Below are 17283 nucleotides of genomic sequence, written 5' to 3'. Positions count from 1 at the left end.
CGAAGAAGTTCCGCTTCAGGAGTAGTCATGTTCACGCGCATCGCCATCGTCAACCGTGGGGAGGCGGCTCGCCGCCTGATTCATGCGGTCCGGGAGTTCAATGCCGAGCACCGAGATCGCGAACCACTACGGACCGTCGCGCTGTACACCGATGGCGAGCGCCACGCGGGATTCGTTCGCGACGCGGATCAGTCGTACTGTCTCGGACCCGCGTCCGCGCGGCCGTACCTGGACCTCACTGTCCTGGAGCGGGCGCTGACCGAGACCGGCGCCGACGCCGCCTGGGCCGGTTGGGGTTTCGTTGCCGAGGACCCGGCCTTCGTCGAGCTGTGCGACCGGCTCGGGGTGACATTCCTCGGTCCCAGCGCCGCGGCCATGCGGGCGCTGGGCGACAAGATCGGCGCCAAGCTGCTCGCCGAACAGGTCGGGGTACCGGTCGCGGCCTGGAGCCGCGGGCCGGTCGACTCGCTGCCGGCCGCCCTGGAGAAGGCCGAGGAAATCGGCTATCCCCTGATGCTGAAGGCGACCGCGGGCGGCGGCGGGCGCGGGATCCGGATCGTCGCCTCGCCGCAGGAGCTCCGCGAGGCCTACACCCGCACCAGCGAGGAGGCGCTCCGGTCGTTCGGCAACGGGACGGTATTTCTCGAGCGGCTGGTCAACGGCGCCCGGCACATCGAGGTGCAGATCATCGCGGACGCGCACGGCACGGCATGGGCGCTGGGCGTGCGCGACTGCTCCGTTCAGCGCCGCAATCAGAAGATCATCGAGGAGTCGGCCTCGCCGCTGCTGGACTCGGAACAAATTGCGACAGTGAAGAATTCGGCCGAGCAGCTGGCACTTGCCGTCGGCTACTGCGGCGCGGCCACGGTGGAATTCCTCTACCAGCCTCAGGAGCGGCTGTTCGCCTTCCTGGAAGTCAACACCCGGCTGCAGGTCGAGCACCCCGTCACCGAGCTGACTACCGGCATCGACCTGGTCAAGGCGCAGATCGAGGTGGCCGCCGGACTGCCGCTGCGTGGTGAGCGCCCGGCCGAGCGCGGCCACGCGGTCGAGGCTCGCCTCAATGCGGAGGACGCCGACCGCGATTTCGCCCCCGCCCCCGGTCGGATCGAACTGCTGCGCTGGCCGGTCGGACCGGGCATCCGCATCGATACCGGCGTGATCGAAGGCGATGAGATCCCACCGGATTTCGACTCGATGATCGCCAAGATCATTGCCTACGGCCGGGATCGGGACGAGGCGCTGGCGCGGCTGCGGCGCGCGGTCGCGGAGACCACGGTGGTGATCGAGGGCGGCGCGACCAACAAGAGCCTGCTGATGTCGCTCCTGGAAGCCGCCGAGGTGATCGACGCCACCGCCGACACCCGCTGGGTCGACCGCGTCCGCGGCGAAGGCGGCCTCGTACCTGCTCAGCAGGCCGGAATCGCGTTGGCGGCGGCGGCGATCGCCGGCTACGAGGAGGACGAGCAGGCGCGCCGGGCCAGGCTGTGGGAAACCGGCCGCGGCGGTCGCCCGCAGGTCCTCGACGAGGCCGTGCGGGCGGTGGAGGTCAAGCTCTCCGGCCGCACCCATCGCACCGTCGCGGCCCGGACCGGCGCCGACCGCTACCGGATCACCATCGACGGCATCGGATTCGACGCCTCCGTGGAGCGGCGTGATCGCTATTCGAGCCGATTGACCGTCGGCGACCGCACCTACCGCATCGTCACGGCCGTCCACGGCACCGTGCACGTGGTGGAGGTCGACGGTGTCGCCCATCGCGTGAGCCGGGACGAGGGCGGCGCCGTGCGCGCGCCCGCCCCGGCGCTGGTGGTCGCCACGCCGGTCGCCGCCGGCGACGAAATCGCGGCCGGAGCACCGGTGGTGGTGCTGGAGAGCATGAAGATGGAGACGGTGCTGCCGGCGCCGTTCGACGCGCGGGTGCGCGCGCTGCTGGTCTCCGTCGGCAGTCAGGTGACCACCGGAACGCTGATGGCTCAGTTGGAGCCGATGGGCGAGGCATCCGACGCGGCCCCGCAGGAACCAGCGGGCCAGGTGCTGCCGGTCCTCACCGACGATCACTCACCGTCCGCGACCGCGTTGGGCGCGTTGCAGGAATTGTCCTGCACGATACTGGGTTTCGACTACGTCACCGAGTCCGATTCCGCGCTGACCCGCTATCTTCGCGGGCGCAACGATCTCGTGGCGGCCCACTCCGCGCCGCTGGTCGCCGAGGCCGAGGTGATCGATGCCTTCTGCGATGTGGCCGAACTGTCGGACCCGGCGCCCGAAGAGGACTCGCACCGCAGCCGGCGTGAGCAGCTGCACATCTACCTGCAGAGCCTGGACGTCCGGCGCGGGGCACTGTCCGCCGGATTCCGGCAGGCCTTGACGGCCGGATTGCTCCGCTACGGAGTCGGCGACTTCGACCGCACGCCCGAGCTGGAGCAGGCGGTGTATCGGATCGTCCTCGCGGGCAAGCGATTCGACGACGCCACCCGGGCGGTGCAGGAACTGCTCAAGGTGTGGCTGACCGAGCCGCGCCCGGACGCCGATCCGGCGGTGCGGAACGCACTGGAACGGCTGATCAGGATCGCGGGCGCACGCATGCCGGTGCTGGCCGAACTGGCCCGCAGCGTCCAGTTCCGCTGGTACCTGCATCCCGAGTCCGAGGCGGCTCGCGCCGCCATGCTGGCCGGCATCCCGGACGAACTGCGCGCCCTGGCGAGCATTCCAGACTCGCCGGAGCGGACGCGGCGGATCACCGCCATCGCCGATATTCCGGAGTCGCTGGACCGCATCGTGGTGGCCCGGTTGCGGCGTGACACGCACGCCCCCGTGGATCCGCTCCTGGAAGTGATGTGCCGCCGCCGCTACGGCGAACAGCACCTGCGGAGCGTGCGCACGGTGACGATCGCCGGACGCGCCTTCGCGGTGTGCGACTACCGGCTGGAACTGCGGCCCCGCAACACCGTTCCGACCACCTGCGTTGCCACCGTGGCCCGCATGAGCGATCTGCGCGACGGTCCGACCGGCGTGCTGGTGACCGCACTGTGCGGGTTGCTCGACGGCTCGCCCGCCGACCATGTCCATGTCGTCGATCTGTTGCTGTACTGGCCCGACGCACCGGACTCGATCGACGAACGGGCGGCCGATCTGCTCACGGCACTGCGCGGCACCGGATTGGCGCCGTACACGCGGCGGATCACGGTCGCGCTGGCGCCGCCGGACGGCGCGCCGCTGGAGCATTTCACCTTCCGCCGCCGCACCGGTGATCTGGTGGAGGACACCGTGATTCGCGGTGTGCACCCGCTGGTCGGCCGCCGACTGCACCTGTGGCGACTGCGCAATTTCCATCTCGACCGCCTGCCCACACCGCCCGACATGGCCGCCTATCACCTGGTGGCCAAGGAGAATCCGGCCGACCAGCGGCTGGTCGCCATGGCCCAGGTGCGCCGCTTCGAGCCGGTTCGCGATGGCGCCGGCGCGATCATCACGGTGCGCGGTGCGGAGACCGTGCTCAATGCCTGCGTGGAGGTGGTGGCACAGGCACAGCGGGAACTCGATCCGGTCGGTACCCGTCTGGAACTGAACCACGTGTGGCTCGACATCCGGCCGGTCATCGATGTCGATATCGCGGCGCTGGCGGATTGGCTGCACGCCACCGCGCCCCAGATCGTGCGAGCGGGCATCCAGGAGGTGGTCGTCCACGGCCGCGTGCGTCAGCCGGACGGCTCCTACGACTTCCAGGTCACCCGATTCCGCTACGACCTGACCGGCGGCACCGAGGTCACCGTCGACGCGCCGCCCGCCGAACCGCTGGCGCCGCTGACGGATTACGACCAGAAGGTGCTGCGCGTGCGCCGCCGCGGGGCGATCTATCCCTACGAGCTGGTCGACCTGGTGCGCGGGGCGGGCGGGAGGTTCACCGAGCTCGACCTCGACTCCGACGGCTCCGCGCTGATCGAGGTCGACCGGCCCCGTGGCCGGAACCGGGCCGGAATCGTCGTCGGCGCGGTGTCCACGCCGACCGAATTGCATCCGGAAGGGGTGCAACGGATCGTGCTGCTCGGCGACCCCTACCGCGAACTCGGCGCGCTCGGTGAACCCGAATGCGCCCGCATCGACGCCGCGCTGGAGTTGGCGCAACGCCGACGGGTGCCGTTGGAGTGGTACGCCCTGTCGTCGGGCGCCCGCATCTCGATGGATTCCGGCACCGAGAACATGGATTGGGTCGCCCGGGTGCTGCGGCGCATCGTCCAGTTCACCCAGGCCGGCGGTGAGATCAATATCGTCGTGGCGGGCATCAATGTGGGCGCGCAACCATATTGGAACGCCGAGGCCACCATGCTGATGCACACCAGGGGAATTCTCGTGATGACCCCCGCGAGCGCCATGGTGCTGACCGGTAAGCAGTCGCTGGACTTCTCCGGCGGAGTATCCGCCGAGGACAACTTCGGCATCGGCGGGTATGCCCGCGTGATGGGCCCCAATGGTCAATCCCAGTACTTCGCGCCCAACATCGCTGCCGCACAGGCGATTCTGATCGGTCACTACGAGCACTCGTATGTCGCCGCCGGCGAGTCCGGCCCGCGCCGGGCCGCGACCGCCGACCCGGTCACCCGGGATGTCACCGAGTTCCCGCACCGCCACCCCGACAGCGATTTCACCACCGTGGGTCATATCTTCAGTCCGGCCACCAACCCGGACCGGAAGAAGCCGTTCTCGATTCGCGCTGTCCTGCAAGCGGTTTCGGACCAGGACCATCCGATCTCGGAGCGGTGGGCGGACATGGCGGAGGCCGACACCGCGGTGGTGACCGACGCCCGCATCGCCGGCCGGTCGGTCTGCCTGATCGGCATCGAATCCGCGCAGGTCGCCCGCCACGGCTTCCCGCCCGCCGACGGACCCGAGTCGTTCACCGCCGGAACGCTCTTCCCGCTGTCATCGAAGAAGGTGGCTCGCGCCATCAACGCCGCCAGCGGCAACCGCCCGGTGGTGGTGCTGGCGAACCTGTCCGGTTTCGACGGCTCCCCGGAATCGATGCGGCGATTGCAGCTGGAGTACGGCGCCGAAATCGGCCGCGCCATAGTGAATTTCGACGGACGCATCGTGTTCTGTGTGATCTCCCGCTATCACGGCGGCGCGTTCGTGGTCTTCTCCAAGGCACTCAACCCCGACATGACGGTCCTGGCCGTCGCGGGCTCCTTCGCCTCGGTGATCGGCGGCGCCCCCGCGGCCGCCGTGGTATTCGCCCGCACCGTCGACGCCCGCACCGCCGACGACCCCCGCGTCCGTGGACTCCGGCAGCGCATCGATGCCACCGATGACGCCGGGAAGCGCGCCGAACTGGTCACCGAACTGGCCGACCTGCGGACCAGAGTGCGGGCCGAACACCTGTCGGCCGTGGCCGCCGAGTTCGACGAGGTCCACAGCATTCAGCGGGCCGTCGATGTCGGCTCGGTCGATGCCGTCGTCCCCGCCGCCGAGTTGCGACCGCGTATCGCGGCCGCGCTCGCGACCCGACCCGAGTAACCGACACCGATCCGAGAGGCCGCCATGAATTGGTTCGCATTCGCCGCCCTGGTGCTCACCGGCTTCACCGCCTGCGCCGAATTCGGGTCCTACGCATTCGTCCACCCGGTGGTGCGACGCCTGCCCCGGACCGAGCACCTCCAGGTCGAGCAAGGCCTGCTGAGGACATTCGGCCGGGTCATGCCGCCCTTGATGATCATCACCGTGATCATCGGAGTGAGCTACGCGGTCGACGTCTGGCACCTCGGCGGTGCCTCCCGCGTACTCGGCGTGGCCTCGGCGGCCTCCTTCACGGCGGCGATCATCTCGACGGTCATCTTCAACGTCCCCATCAACCTGTCCACGGCACGGTGGAATGCGGAAGCGCCGCCGGAACATTGGAAGCAGATCCGCAACAAATGGGAGTTCTTCCAGGGATTGCGTTCATGGCTGCTGCTGATCGGCTTCGTCCTCCTCTCCGCGGAGATCGCCACCCAGCTCGGCTGACCGAGCTTCAGGCGTTTCGCGGAGACCGCGGGGCTCAAGAAGCCGTGAACGTACCGAGCCCTGAGAACAGGTTGACGGCTACGCCGTTGGCGGTGGCGGCAGCGGCGATCCGGCCGGCTCCGGTGAACACCGACACCGATGCCGGGGCGCAGTCGCAGGGCTGCTGCGCAATTGCTCGAATGGGCAGGTCGGTCACACCAGTTTTTCCGGTCGTCAGGTTCGCCCAATGGATCTGGACGGTCGGGTCGAGCATGTTGCCACCGTCGAACTGAGGTGGGGTGGCGATACCGAAGGTGGTGACGCCGCGTTGCTCGCCGACGGTCGCCGTCAAGGCGATCGTGAATTGCTTCGGACCTCCCATCGATTGGGATACTTCCATCAATGGGAGTTGGAACGTGGTCGTCTCCGCGGCGTGAGCGACGGCGTGCTGCCCCAGAACCAGCGCGCTTGCGATTGCACCCGCGAAACCCAGCTTGCCGACCGTGCCGGCAACCCCGCGAATCACGTTCTTCGTCACTAGCCCTCCTCACAGTTGATTCCTGCTGATTCCTGCGTGCATCGAGATCGGCGACGTGCTGACGGCCGCCCTGAACGAGCACCCTGCCAGTAAAACAACCCGAGATCCGATATTCACGGCATCACCCCGCGCGTCGCCGCCGGGCAACCCGGCGGCGGCATACTGCCGCCGAACGCGAGCTAGGAATTTGCTCGACAACGGGACACAATACTTGCAGGGATGACTGTTCCAGAGCGATCTGTCGTTTTCGACAGACCCACCTCGTCTGTACTGATTGGGGCGGAACCGACATGCACCGAGATGGTGAGCGACCGAAACGGCTCAGTGTTTCCGCGCTGGCGGCGGTCGCCAATCCGTCGTACTCGCGCATCGACACGTGGAATCTGCTCGACGACACGTGCCGTCAGCTGGCCGATGTCCACCGTGCCGGTCAGGACACCACACACGAAGCCGCCGTGGTGCGACGTCTCCTCGATCGTCTCGGCGCCTACGAGCGGTACTGGCTGTATCCGGGAGCGGAGCGACTGGCGGCGTTTCACAGATATGTCGCCGACCTGGCCACGGCGCGGCTCACCGAGGAGGTGTCGCTGGCCGTGCGCCTGCTCTCCGAGTACGGCGACCGCACCGCCCTGTTCGACACCTCCGCGCCCTTGGCCGATCAGGAGCTCGTGGCCCGGACCAAACAGCAGCAGTTCTATACCGTCGTGCTCGGCGACGATTCCCCGCCCGAGGCTCCCGAGAGCCTGGCGGAGAGCCTGCGGGCGCTGCGCGACCCGTCCGACGATGTGCAGTTCGAGCTGCTCGTCGTCACGAGCATCGAGGACGCCATCACCGCCGTCGCGTTGAACGGCGAGATTCAGGCGGCGATCATCCGCCATGACCTGCCGCTGCGTTCCCGCGACCGGGTGCCGTTGATGAACACGCTGCTCGGCGCCAACGAGGACGTGGTCGTGACCGACCGCACCCACGACTGGGTCGAATGCGGTGAGTGGATCAGGAAACTGCGGCCTCATATCGACCTGTATCTGCTGACCGACGAGTCCATCGCCGCGGAGACCGAGGGCGAGCTGGACGTCTACGACCGCACGTTCTACCGGCTCAACGATGTCACCGACCTGTACAGCACAGTGCTCGCCGGCATCCGGAACCGTTTCGCCACACCGTTTTTCGATGCGCTGCGGGCCTATGCGGCCGCACCGGTCGGCCAATTCCACGCCCTTCCCGTCGCGCGCGGCGCCAGCATCTTCAACTCCAAGTCGCTGCAGGACATGGGCGAGTTCTACGGCCGCAACATCTTCATGGCGGAGACGTCGTCCACCTCCGGCGGGCTGGACTCGCTGCTGGACCCGCACGGCACGATCCGGGCGGCCATGGACAAGGCCGCCGCGACGTGGTGCGCCGATCAGACGTACTTCGTCACCAACGGAACATCCACCGCGAACAAGATCGTCGTGCAGGCTCTGACCCGGCCGGGTGACATCGTTCTGATCGACCGCAATTGCCACAAGTCGCACCATTACGGCCTGGTGCTCGCCGGCGCGTACCCGATGTACCTGGACGCCTACCCGCTCGCGCCGTTCGCGATCTACGGAGCGGTGTCCCTGCACACCATCAAGAAGGCGTTGCTGGACCTCGAGGCTGCCGGGCAGCTGGACCGAGTGCGCATGCTGCTGCTCACCAACTGCACGTTCGACGGCATCGTCTACAACCCCCGGCGGGTGATGGAGGAGGTGCTGGCGATCAAGCCGGACATCTGCTTCCTGTGGGACGAGGCGTGGTACGCGTTCGCGACCGCGGTGCCGTGGGCCCGGCAGCGGACCGCGATGGTCGCCGCCGAGCAACTCGAATCGACATTGTCCTCACCCGGTTACGCCCGGGAGTACCGCCGGTGGCAGGCGTCGATGGAGGGCGTGGACCGTGCCGAGTGGGCCGACCGCCGGCTGCTTCCCGACCCCGGGCGCGCGCGGGTGCGCGTATACGCGACGCATTCCACCCACAAGTCGCTGTCGGCGCTTCGGCAGGCGTCGATGATCCATATCCGCGACCAGGATTTCGCAGCCCGCGTCCGCGAGATGTTCACCGAGGCGTTTCTGACCCACACCTCGACCTCGCCGAACCAGCAACTGCTGGCGTCGTTGGACCTGGCGCGCCGGCAGGTCGACATCGAGGGCTTTCAGCTGGTCCGGAACGTCTACGACATGGCGCTGGTCTTCCGGCACCGGGTCCGCAAGGACCGGCTGATCGGCAAGTGGTTCCGCATCCTGGACGAGGCCGACCTGGTGCCCGAGGAGTTCCGGGCCTCCGAAGTCAGCTCGTACCGGCAGGTCAGGCAGGGTGGGCTGGCGGAGTGGAACGAGGCGTGGCGGTCCGATCAGTTCGTGCTCGACGCGACACGGGTCACCCTGTTCATCGGCAAGACCGGCATGAACGGGTACGAGTTCCGCGGGAAGATCCTGATGGACCGGTTCGGCATCCAGATCAACAAGACCTCGATCAACAGTGTGCTGTTGATCTTCACGATCGGCGTCACCTGGTCGAGCGTGCAGTACCTGCTCGACGTGCTGCGGCGGATCGCCACCGACTTCGAGCGCAGCGAGAGCGCGGCCGGCAAGGCCGATCGCGCCCTGCACCTGCGCCGGGTCGACGCCATCACCAAGGATCTGCCCGCGCTACCCGACTTCAGCGAGTTCGACACCGCCTTCCGTCCCGACGGTGCCAGCTCGTTCGGCGACATGCGGTCGGCCTTCTACGCCGGATATGAGGAGTCCGACCGCGAGCACGTCCTGCTCGGCGAGGCCGGGCGCCGGATCGCCCAGGGAAAGACCCTGGTGTCGACGACTTTCGTCGTCCCCTATCCGCCCGGCTTCCCGGTGCTGGTCCCGGGTCAGGTGATCTCGCGGGAGATCCTCTATTTCCTGGCCGAGCTCGACGTCAAGGAAATCCACGGCTACAACCCCGACCTCGGGTTGTCGGTCTTCACCGATGCCGCGCTCGCGCGGCTCACGGCCCGGCGCCTGGGCGTCGCCACGGTCGACGGTGTGCCGACTGTGACGAGGCAGGGTCAGTCCTCCGGGGCGTCGGTATAGCGCTGGAGATAGAGCGCTTCGCCGAGCTTCTCGAGGAGGTCGAGTTCCGTCTGCAGGTAGTCGACGTGCTGCTCTTCGTCCTCGAGGATCTGCTCGAAGAGGCGAGCCGAGGTCGCGTCGCCTCGCGAGCGCATCAGCTCGATGCCCGGGCGCAGCCGGTCGACGGCGTCGATTTCGATCTGCAGATCGGCCTGCAGCTGTTCGGCGACGGTCTGTCCGATACGTAGCAGGCCGAGTTTCTGATAGTTGGGAAGCCCATCGAGAAACAGGATTCGATCGGTGAGGATTTCCGCGTGCCGCATCTCGTCGATCGACTCGTGACGGGTGTGCTGGGCCAGTTTCGGGAAGCCCCAGTGCTCCTGCATCTTGGCATGCAGAAAGTACTGGTTGATCGCGGTGAGTTCGGCCGTCAGCTGGTCATTGAGCAGTGCAATGATGTCCTTGTCGCCCTTCATGGGCGTGATCGTGGCACAGATCACACGGGCTGGCGAGGTGCGAGCGCGCGTGTCGGATCAGGCCGCTGACGACTCGGCGCCGGACGACGCCTGAGCCTGGCTGAAAACCTCCGCCAGTCGCCTTGCGCAGTTGCCGCAACCCGGTCGCCAGCCGCAAGCGCGTTTCACCTGCCGGACGGAGTGGGCGCCGCGCGAAACGCAGTCGTGCACATCGTCTTCGGAGACGGCGTTGCAGATGCAGACATACACGGGCGGGCCTCGCTGGCGGGAGTTGTTTTCCGAAGAGGCCCACCACTCAGAGGTAAGCCTCCCCTAATTTATAGCACCGGATGGGGGAATCGGGAAGGCCGCGCTCGCGGGGGCTCGCCGCTCGACAGCCGGATGCCGCTGCCGGGGCCGACAATGGTCATATGACCGGCAGTGTCCAACTGCGCGTGTACGCCGAGCTGAACGACTTCCTGCACCAGGACGTCCGGTACACGGCGCAGCCTCGGCCGATCCGTCCCCATCAGACCGTGAAAGACGTCGTCGAGGCTGCGGGTATCCCGCACACCGAGGTCGATCTGATCCTGGTGAACGGCGAATCCGTCGGCTTCGGCCACCACCCGCAGCCGGGCGATCGGCTCGTCGCCTACCCGATGTTCGAGACGCTGGATATCGGCCCGCTGACGCGGGTACGTCCCCATCCGCTGCGTGATCCGCGTTTCGTCGTCGACGTCAATCTCGGCGGGCTCGGACCACTGCTGCGACTGATGGGACTCGACGCTCGCTGTGAATGGGACGCCGACGACGCCACTCTCGCCGCGACGGCCGCCGCGGAGAATCGCATCCTGCTCACCCGCGACCGCGGACTTCTGAAGCGGCGCAACGTGACCCACGGCGTCTTCGTCCGCTCGAACCGCCCGTTCGAACAGCTGGTGGAGGTGATCCGCCGCCTCGACCTGGCCGATCGGCTGGCCCCCTTCACCCGTTGCCTGCGCTGCGGCGGCCTGCTCACCGACGTGCCCAAACAGGACATCATCGATCGGCTCCAACCCCTCACCCGCCGCTATTACGACACCTTCCGCCAGTGCCCGGAGTGCGGCCGGATCTATTGGGAGGGCTCGCACCAGCCCCGCCTGAACAACCTCGTCGCCCGAATCCGCGCCGCGATCGGGTCGCCGTAGCCGGCCGAGAAAAAAATTGCCACCGATGTGCCCGCATGTATTGACTACGGGCAAAGGTGGAGGACACTTGTGTATACACCGAAACACCGGAGAACGCCGCAATGGCGATGGAGACGTCCGTCAAAATGAGCGGTGGAGCCCACAGGATTCGGCCAGGCCCCCGGCAAGTCGATTGGAAAATCGAGTGGTCAGCGACGACTGAGACTCGAGATTTCGGTAGAGACTACCGGGGACTGATCTGTTCGGGGGCAAACGTACAACCGCGCGGCGACCACCATGGTCGCCGCGCCGTCGTTTCTCCAGTGCGAGCCGAGCCCCGATTTACCTCATGAGCCTCAGCAGGCCGAGGTCGGGAACGAGTGCACCGTCCTGTCCGAGCGCGAGGAAGTCGGCCTCGACTGCCGAGAGCGGGAGCTTCCCCGCGCGCACTGCGCGGTAGCGCACGAACGACCAGAGGAAGACATCGAGGTTGTCGAAGCGGGTGTTGGCCTCGAGCACCTCCTCCTCGTGGAACCACACGGCCACCTGACCATTGGTCAGTACGACGTACAGGTTTCCGCCACCGTCCGCGCCGATCGAGTACACATCGTCGTCGGTGAGCTCGGTGGTGTAGTCCGAATCGCGAATACCGCAATCGTTTCCGGCGAAGTCGAAGCCGTACGACCAGAAGAAGATGTCCAAGAACTGCGGCATCCGGCCAGACCGCACTCGACGATCGAACGCCTCCAGCGCAGCGGCATCCCCCGCCGCGAGACGCGCGAGAAACGGTGCCACCGTACGGGTTTCCTCCGGCACCTGAACCGCCGGGGCGTCGGAGAACCAGCGGTCCAAATCGCCGTCGAGATCACGGTCGGTGTAGCCGGCGAGGTCGGCAAGAGTAAGAGCCACGCCGGGATTCTAAAAGCCTTGAAACAGCGGTGCCGGTGGCGGATGCCGAATTCTCCCTCGACGCGGCGTACCCGTTGCGCCACTTGTTCGTGATCGTGTCGTGTGGGATGTCCGGCTGGGGTATACCTGCCGTATAAGGGTTTTCAGATCTCATCGTACAGGGGGCTTGCCGATGTCCGGTCAGATCGATCTGCACACCGACGTGCCGCACTCGGCTCGGATGTACGACTATTTCCTCGGTGGCAAGGACAATTACGAGGCGGATCGTGATGCCGCCGAAAAGGCATTGCAGGAGTTTCCCGCGGTTCGGGTGACCGCGCGCACGAATCGTGAGTTCATGCGGCATGCCACGCGCTATCTCGCCGGGCAGGGGATTACGCAGTTCCTCGACATCGGCACGGGTATCCCGACGGAGCCGAATCTGCATCAGGTCGCGCAGGAACTGGCGCCGGACTCCCGGGTTGTCTACGTCGACAACGATCCGCTCGTATTCGCGCACGCACGAGCACTGCTGGTCAGTTCGCCGGAGGGCCGCACCGCCTACGTCCAGGCCGACGCCGCGCGCCCGCTGGATATCCTCGAAGCCCCGGAACTGCGGGAAACACTGGATCTTTCGCAGCCGGTGGCCGTCTCCCTGATGGCGCTGCTCCATTTCGTGCCCGGCGACGTCCACGAGATCGTCCAGACTCTCATGCAGCCCCTGGCTCCGGGTTCCTACCTCGCGATCTCGCATGTGACAACGGACTTCGACGACGGCGACTCGGATCCCGACGGTATGGCCCGCCTGCTACAGGTCTACATCGACCGTGGAATTCCCGTCCGCCCCCGCACCCGCGCCGAGGTCGAGCGCCTGTTCGACGGCCTGGAACTGGTGCCCCCCGGCGTGGAGGTGATCCACCGCTGGCGCAGCGAGGGCATCGACCACCCACCCGGCCACGACAAGGTCGTGTCGCTCTACGGCGCCGTGGGCAAGAAGATCTGAGCGCCGCGACCCTGCCGCGCCGGGCCCCGATCAGCGCACCGGTTCGGTGCAGCTGGTGGGTGGGTCGACGATGGAGCAGGGGAGTGGGGAACGGGTCGGGTAGTAGTCGGCGGGGACGCTGTTGGCGGTGATGATGGCGCGGTAGGCGGGGACGGCGTCGGTGGGGTGGCGGGTGAGGGTGGGGTCGGTCCGGACGTCGACCGTGTAGAGGCCGAATCGCGGTGTGTAGGAACCCCATTCGTAGTTGTCGGTGAGGCTCCAGTAGTTGTAGCCGATGATGTTCATGCCGTCCGCCCTGGCGCGCTGGACCCAGTAGATGGAGTCGCGCAGGTTGTCGGCGCGGGTGTAGCCGTCGGCGCGGGGCTCGGCGTTTTCCGTGGGCATGCCGTTTTCGACTATGTAGAGCGGCTTTCCGGGGAAGGCGCGGGCGTAGTGGCGGAGCGCGTAGTAGATGCCCTCGGGTTGGAGCGCGCTCTCCCACGGGCGGCCCGCCGCGATCTCGGGACCCGGCGGGTCGCCGTAGTAGTAGTCGATGCCGATGTAGTCGAGCGCATTCGCGATCCGATCCTCGAAGGGCCGCTCGGACAGGGATTCCAGCCCGCTGAGATAGGCGACATTGCTGGTCACCATGGCATCGGGGGTGCGCGCGTGGATGTAGTCGTAGATCGCCTCGTGGACGGTGGCCAGCCGATCGAACATCGCGGGCAGCTCGGTCACCGGCAGTCCGCCGTAGGCCGCGGCGAGTCCGGCGTAGGCGGTCGGCTCATTGATGGTGACCCACAGCGGGTCGGCGCCGGCATACCGGTCGACCACCCGCCGGGCATTGGCGAGCCAGGCGTCGGGCATGCCGGGATCGCTCCACCCGCCGCGATCGTCCGCCCAGCCGGGATACACCCAGTGGTCGAGGGTGATCATCGGTCGCATGCCGGCGGCGCGAATCGCGGCGATCACCCTGTCGTAGAAGGCGAATCCCTGCTCGTCCCAGCGATCCGGCTCGGGTTGCACGCGCGCCCATTCGACACTGATCCGGTACACCTTGACGCCGAGGTCCGCGGCGAGGCGGATGTCCTGCGCGTAGCGGTGATAGAAGTCGACCGAATCGCCGTACGGGTCGGACATCCGGCCCGAGGCCGCCAGCCTGCTCCAATTGCTGTCCGGCGCAGCGCCTTCGCTCTGAAATCCCGACGACGAGACGCCCCACAGAAAGTCCGGACCGAGTCCGGACGGTGAAGCACCGAGTCCGGGCGGCGAATCCGCCTGCGCCGCGGCCGGAGCCAGCGCACCGGCCGCCACTGCCGTCGCGACGGCGAGGATCGCCCGGCGGCCGGCCCGTGTGGCGCGGCGCGCACCCGAGGTGATCATGTGATGCTCCTTCTCCTGGGAAGTCGGCGGCGCTTGCCCCCGTGATCCGGCCGCATGACTGGACAGTAGGCTGGCGAGGACAATGTCGGTGCAAACGAAACCCGTTCGGCGGGTGGGAGGTCGGACGCATGGCGCGAACACGCGACGCCGAACAGTCGGGCGCGGCGCGGCGCGGCCAGATCCTGGCCGCCGCGATGACCCTGTTCGCCGAGAACGGGTACCGCGGCACCTCGCTGGCGGCGGTCGCGGCCGCGGCGGGCATCACGCGGTCCGGGGTGTTGCACCATTTCTCCAGCAAGGAGGCGCTGCTGTCGGCGGTGCTGGCCGAACGCGATCAGCAGGCGTTCGACGCGGTCGAGGTCGATCGCGAGTACCAGGGTCCGGCGGTGCTGCGCGCGCTCGAGATCGTCGATGATCTGGCCGAGCGCAATCGGGCCGATCCGGAGCTCACCCGGTTGAGCCATCTGGCCCTCTTCGGCTCCGCCGATGCCCCGGATGTGGCGCACGAGTGGTCGAATCAGCGCATCCGGACCTACCGCGACAACCTGGCCCGGGTGATCGAGCAGAGCGCCGCCGCCGGCGATATTCGTGCCGACGTCGATGCCGAGGCCGCCGCGCTGCTGCTGGTGGGCGCCCTGACCGGTCTTACCGAACTCTGGCTGCGCGACGACTCGCTGGACATGGTGGGCGCGGTCCGGATGCTCACCGGCCTGCTGCGCCGGGATCTGGCCCCGGATCAGGACTGACCTTCTCACTGCCCCGGTCCCACCGGGCGATCCAGGTCGGCATTGACGACCGGGCCACCGGCGAATCGTTCCCGCAGGAACTGCTGCGCCGTGGCCTGCCGATTCGACGCCTCCAGGCCGTGCTCGCCGATCGGGTCGCGCACGGTGACGACGGTCGTGCCGCCGCGTCGCCAGGCCGCGACCAGATCGTCGGCCTGGGCGACCGGCACGACTTCGTCCGAGTCGGATTGGTAGTCGAGGATGGGCATCGTCGGTGCGCCGCCGCCGAGCGAATTCCGTTGCAGCGCTTCGGTCAGCCGGGTGTCGTCGTGGTAACCGTCGGCGGTGGCCGCGGCCAGCCGCCAGGACGGGAAGCGAATCAGCAGTTCGATGACGCACACGTCGGCGGCGGCCGCGGTGTCCGCCCGGCCGCGCTCGTTGAGCAACTCGTCGATGCGAGCGTCGGGGAACTCGCGCTGATACGACACCAGCACGCCGACCAGAAAGCCCGAGAACAACCCGCCGTCAACGTTTTTCATGACCGCCGGCAGATTGGCGGGCACCCCGCCGAGGGCGGCTCCGGCGAAGGTGAGCTCGGGCGCGTAGGCGGGCTGTAGTTCCGCCGCCCAGCCGGTGGCCGCCGCTCCGCCGGAGTAACCGTCCAGCGCCCAGCGGGTATCCGATCCGAGCCCGGCGGGCGTGAATGCCCCGGCGGCCCGGACCCCGTCCAGGATGGCGTGCCCGGACTGCGGGCCGGTGAGGAAGGCCGACTTCGGCCCCTCGAAATCGGGTACCGCCACCGCCCAGCCCTCGGCCAGCATGGCGGCGATCTGATCACCGGATTGCAAAGTGCCCGTGGCTATTCCGTACGAGGGCGCGCACCGGGTGCCGGTGGAGTCCTCCGGAATCTGTTCGGACACGGCGGGCCGGGAGCCCGGGCCGGTCCATGGCGCGGTCGGCACCAGCAGTGTGGTGACGCCGAGCTCCGGGTTCCCCAGCGAATCATTGGTGCGATACGACACCTGCCAGGCCCGCACCGGGACCGGCAGCTTGGTGCCGATCTCCCGCCCCGCCACCACCTGGCCGTTGCGCAGGGCGCCGATATCGGGTGGCGGGGCGTAGAACGGATCCTGGTTTGGCACAACGGAAACGGCCGGAGGCTCCCCGGCGGATGCCGGGACGGTGGCGGACATCGGCACGGTGGCCGCCGCCGCGGCGACGGCCAGTGCGGCAGTGACCACAAGACGCGAAACCATGAAATGCACTCTCTCGGTTGATTGTCGAATCGTCGTCGGCCCGCCGCCCCACCGGCCGTTCCGGGTCTAGCTACCGGACCCGCTGCTGCTGCCGGACCCGCCGCTGCTGCTGCCCGACCCGATCGACGGGGGCATGCGCAGCACGGCGTCGGGGACGCCGGTGCCGTTCGGATCGAGCACGCCGCCCTGGTGGGCGTACATGCTCTCGCCGGGTGCGGCATTCACCGTCGAGATGTAACGCCACACGCCGTCGGCCAGCGCGGCGCCACCGGCGACGAGCGTCCCCAGCAGCCCGCCCGCGCCCGCGAAGGCGCCGATGGCGGCGGGTGCGGTCGCCAGGCACGCGGGCCCGACCACCAGGCACGAGCCCAGACCGATGACCGCCCCGACCGCCGCGCCCAGCAGCGCGCCCGCGATCGATCCCAGCGGCACCTTGGCCATATTGGCGGCGAAGTCGTTGACCGCCAGCTGTTCCTCCATGGGCGAGGCGACCGGTTTCAGCCCGGTGTCCGGTGTCAGGGTCAGAGCGCGCCCGGAGTCCATGACCCGGTACCGCATCGGGTGCAGCACGCCGTCGAGCAGAAATCCGGCCGGCAGGCTGAGGGCGGATTGCCCGTCCAGGGTGTGGATTTCGACTCCCTGCCCGTCGGCAGTGGCGGTGAACAGTGCGTGATCCAGCACGGCCAGCACGGAGTCGCCGACCACCCGGGCGGCGACCGTGGGCTGGGCAGTGGGCTCGGCGGCGGGTTCGGCGAGGGCGGTGCCGGTCCCGGCGGCGACCGCGCACACGGTCAGGGACGCGACGGAAAGCGTTGCGCGAAGGTTCATCTCGGAGTTCCTCGGTGC

Annotated in this window: 12 protein-coding genes and 1 pseudogene; 6 read left to right on the top strand and 7 right to left on the bottom strand. The window is 68.0% G+C overall.

Translation table 11 applies throughout. The features are described 5' to 3' along the window. Positions 1-27: 27 nt before the first annotated feature. Together ACWEQQ_RS12230 and ACWEQQ_RS12225 are read left to right on the top strand one after the other, a co-directional pair. Positions 28-5514 (top strand): ATP-binding protein, encoded by a 5487-nt coding sequence (locus ACWEQQ_RS12230; RefSeq protein ID WP_452348235.1) that lies wholly within the window; start codon positions 28-30, stop codon positions 5512-5514. Between the two features lie 24 nt (positions 5515-5538). Continuing rightward, positions 5539-6000 carry an anthrone oxygenase family protein gene (locus tag ACWEQQ_RS12225; protein WP_452341241.1) on the top strand — a complete coding sequence of 154 codons (462 nt, stop codon included), beginning with the start codon at positions 5539-5541 and terminating at the stop codon, positions 5998-6000. Positions 6001-6034: 34 nt separating this feature from the next. On the opposite strand, the gene ACWEQQ_RS12220 is transcribed toward ACWEQQ_RS12225, so the two are convergent. Continuing rightward, positions 6035-6517 (bottom strand): hypothetical protein, encoded by a 483-nt coding sequence (locus ACWEQQ_RS12220; RefSeq protein WP_452348234.1) that lies wholly within the window; start codon positions 6515-6517, stop codon positions 6035-6037. A 290-nt stretch (positions 6518-6807) separates the two neighbouring features. On the opposite strand from ACWEQQ_RS12220, the pseudogene ACWEQQ_RS12215 reads away from it, so the two are divergent. After that, positions 6808-9549 (top strand): annotated as a pseudogene (locus ACWEQQ_RS12215) (aminotransferase class I/II-fold pyridoxal phosphate-dependent enzyme); the annotation flags it as partial. Between the two features lie 29 nt (positions 9550-9578). On the opposite strand, the gene bfr reads toward ACWEQQ_RS12215, so the two are convergent. Both bfr and ACWEQQ_RS12205 read right to left on the bottom strand, forming a co-directional pair. After that, complete coding sequence (gene bfr, locus ACWEQQ_RS12210; protein ID WP_379399429.1) at positions 9579-10058, bottom strand: bacterioferritin; 480 nt, start codon at positions 10056-10058, stop codon at positions 9579-9581. Between the two features lie 57 nt (positions 10059-10115). After that, positions 10116-10307 carry a (2Fe-2S)-binding protein gene (locus ACWEQQ_RS12205; protein WP_379427007.1) on the bottom strand — a complete coding sequence of 64 codons (192 nt, stop codon included), beginning with the start codon at positions 10305-10307 and terminating at the stop codon, positions 10116-10118. A gap of 161 nt (positions 10308-10468) precedes the next feature. Here ACWEQQ_RS12205 and ACWEQQ_RS12200 point away from each other — a divergent pair, with 161 nt between their 5' ends. After that, complete coding sequence (locus ACWEQQ_RS12200; RefSeq protein ID WP_452341244.1) at positions 10469-11224, top strand: Mut7-C RNAse domain-containing protein; 756 nt, start codon at positions 10469-10471, stop codon at positions 11222-11224. A 321-nt stretch (positions 11225-11545) separates the two neighbouring features. On the opposite strand, the gene ACWEQQ_RS12195 is transcribed toward ACWEQQ_RS12200, so the two are convergent. Continuing rightward, positions 11546-12112: a hypothetical protein gene (locus ACWEQQ_RS12195; RefSeq protein WP_452341245.1), complete on the bottom strand. Its 567-nt coding sequence runs from the start codon at positions 12110-12112 to the stop codon at positions 11546-11548. A gap of 172 nt (positions 12113-12284) precedes the next feature. Here ACWEQQ_RS12195 and ACWEQQ_RS12190 point away from each other — a divergent pair, with 172 nt between their 5' ends. Then, on the top strand, positions 12285-13094 hold the full coding sequence (locus tag ACWEQQ_RS12190; protein WP_452348233.1) for an SAM-dependent methyltransferase: 810 nt from the start codon (positions 12285-12287) through the stop codon (positions 13092-13094). Between the two features lie 30 nt (positions 13095-13124). Here ACWEQQ_RS12190 and ACWEQQ_RS12185 read toward each other — a convergent pair whose 3' ends face one another. Continuing rightward, positions 13125-14456: a family 1 glycosylhydrolase gene (locus tag ACWEQQ_RS12185; RefSeq protein WP_452348232.1), complete on the bottom strand. Its 1332-nt coding sequence runs from the start codon at positions 14454-14456 to the stop codon at positions 13125-13127. Positions 14457-14584: 128 nt separating this feature from the next. On the opposite strand from ACWEQQ_RS12185, the gene ACWEQQ_RS12180 reads away from it, so the two are divergent. Beyond that, positions 14585-15202: a TetR family transcriptional regulator gene (locus ACWEQQ_RS12180; protein ID WP_452348231.1), complete on the top strand. Its 618-nt coding sequence runs from the start codon at positions 14585-14587 to the stop codon at positions 15200-15202. Between the two features lie 5 nt (positions 15203-15207). Here ACWEQQ_RS12180 and ACWEQQ_RS12175 read toward each other — a convergent pair whose 3' ends face one another. Both ACWEQQ_RS12175 and ACWEQQ_RS12170 read right to left on the bottom strand, forming a co-directional pair. Next, a complete protein-coding gene (locus ACWEQQ_RS12175) occupies positions 15208-16437 on the bottom strand; it encodes a lipase family protein (RefSeq protein ID WP_452348230.1) in 1230 nt (409 codons plus the stop codon). A gap of 66 nt (positions 16438-16503) precedes the next feature. After that, positions 16504-17265, bottom strand: a complete 762-nt coding sequence (locus ACWEQQ_RS12170) for a hypothetical protein (RefSeq protein WP_452348229.1) — start codon at positions 17263-17265, stop codon at positions 16504-16506. Positions 17266-17283 lie beyond the last annotated feature (18 nt).

The organism is Nocardia sp. NPDC004123, assembly GCF_053603795.1.
Note: the sequence above shows the minus strand (reverse complement) of the source record. Positions and strands in the feature narration are given on the sequence as shown.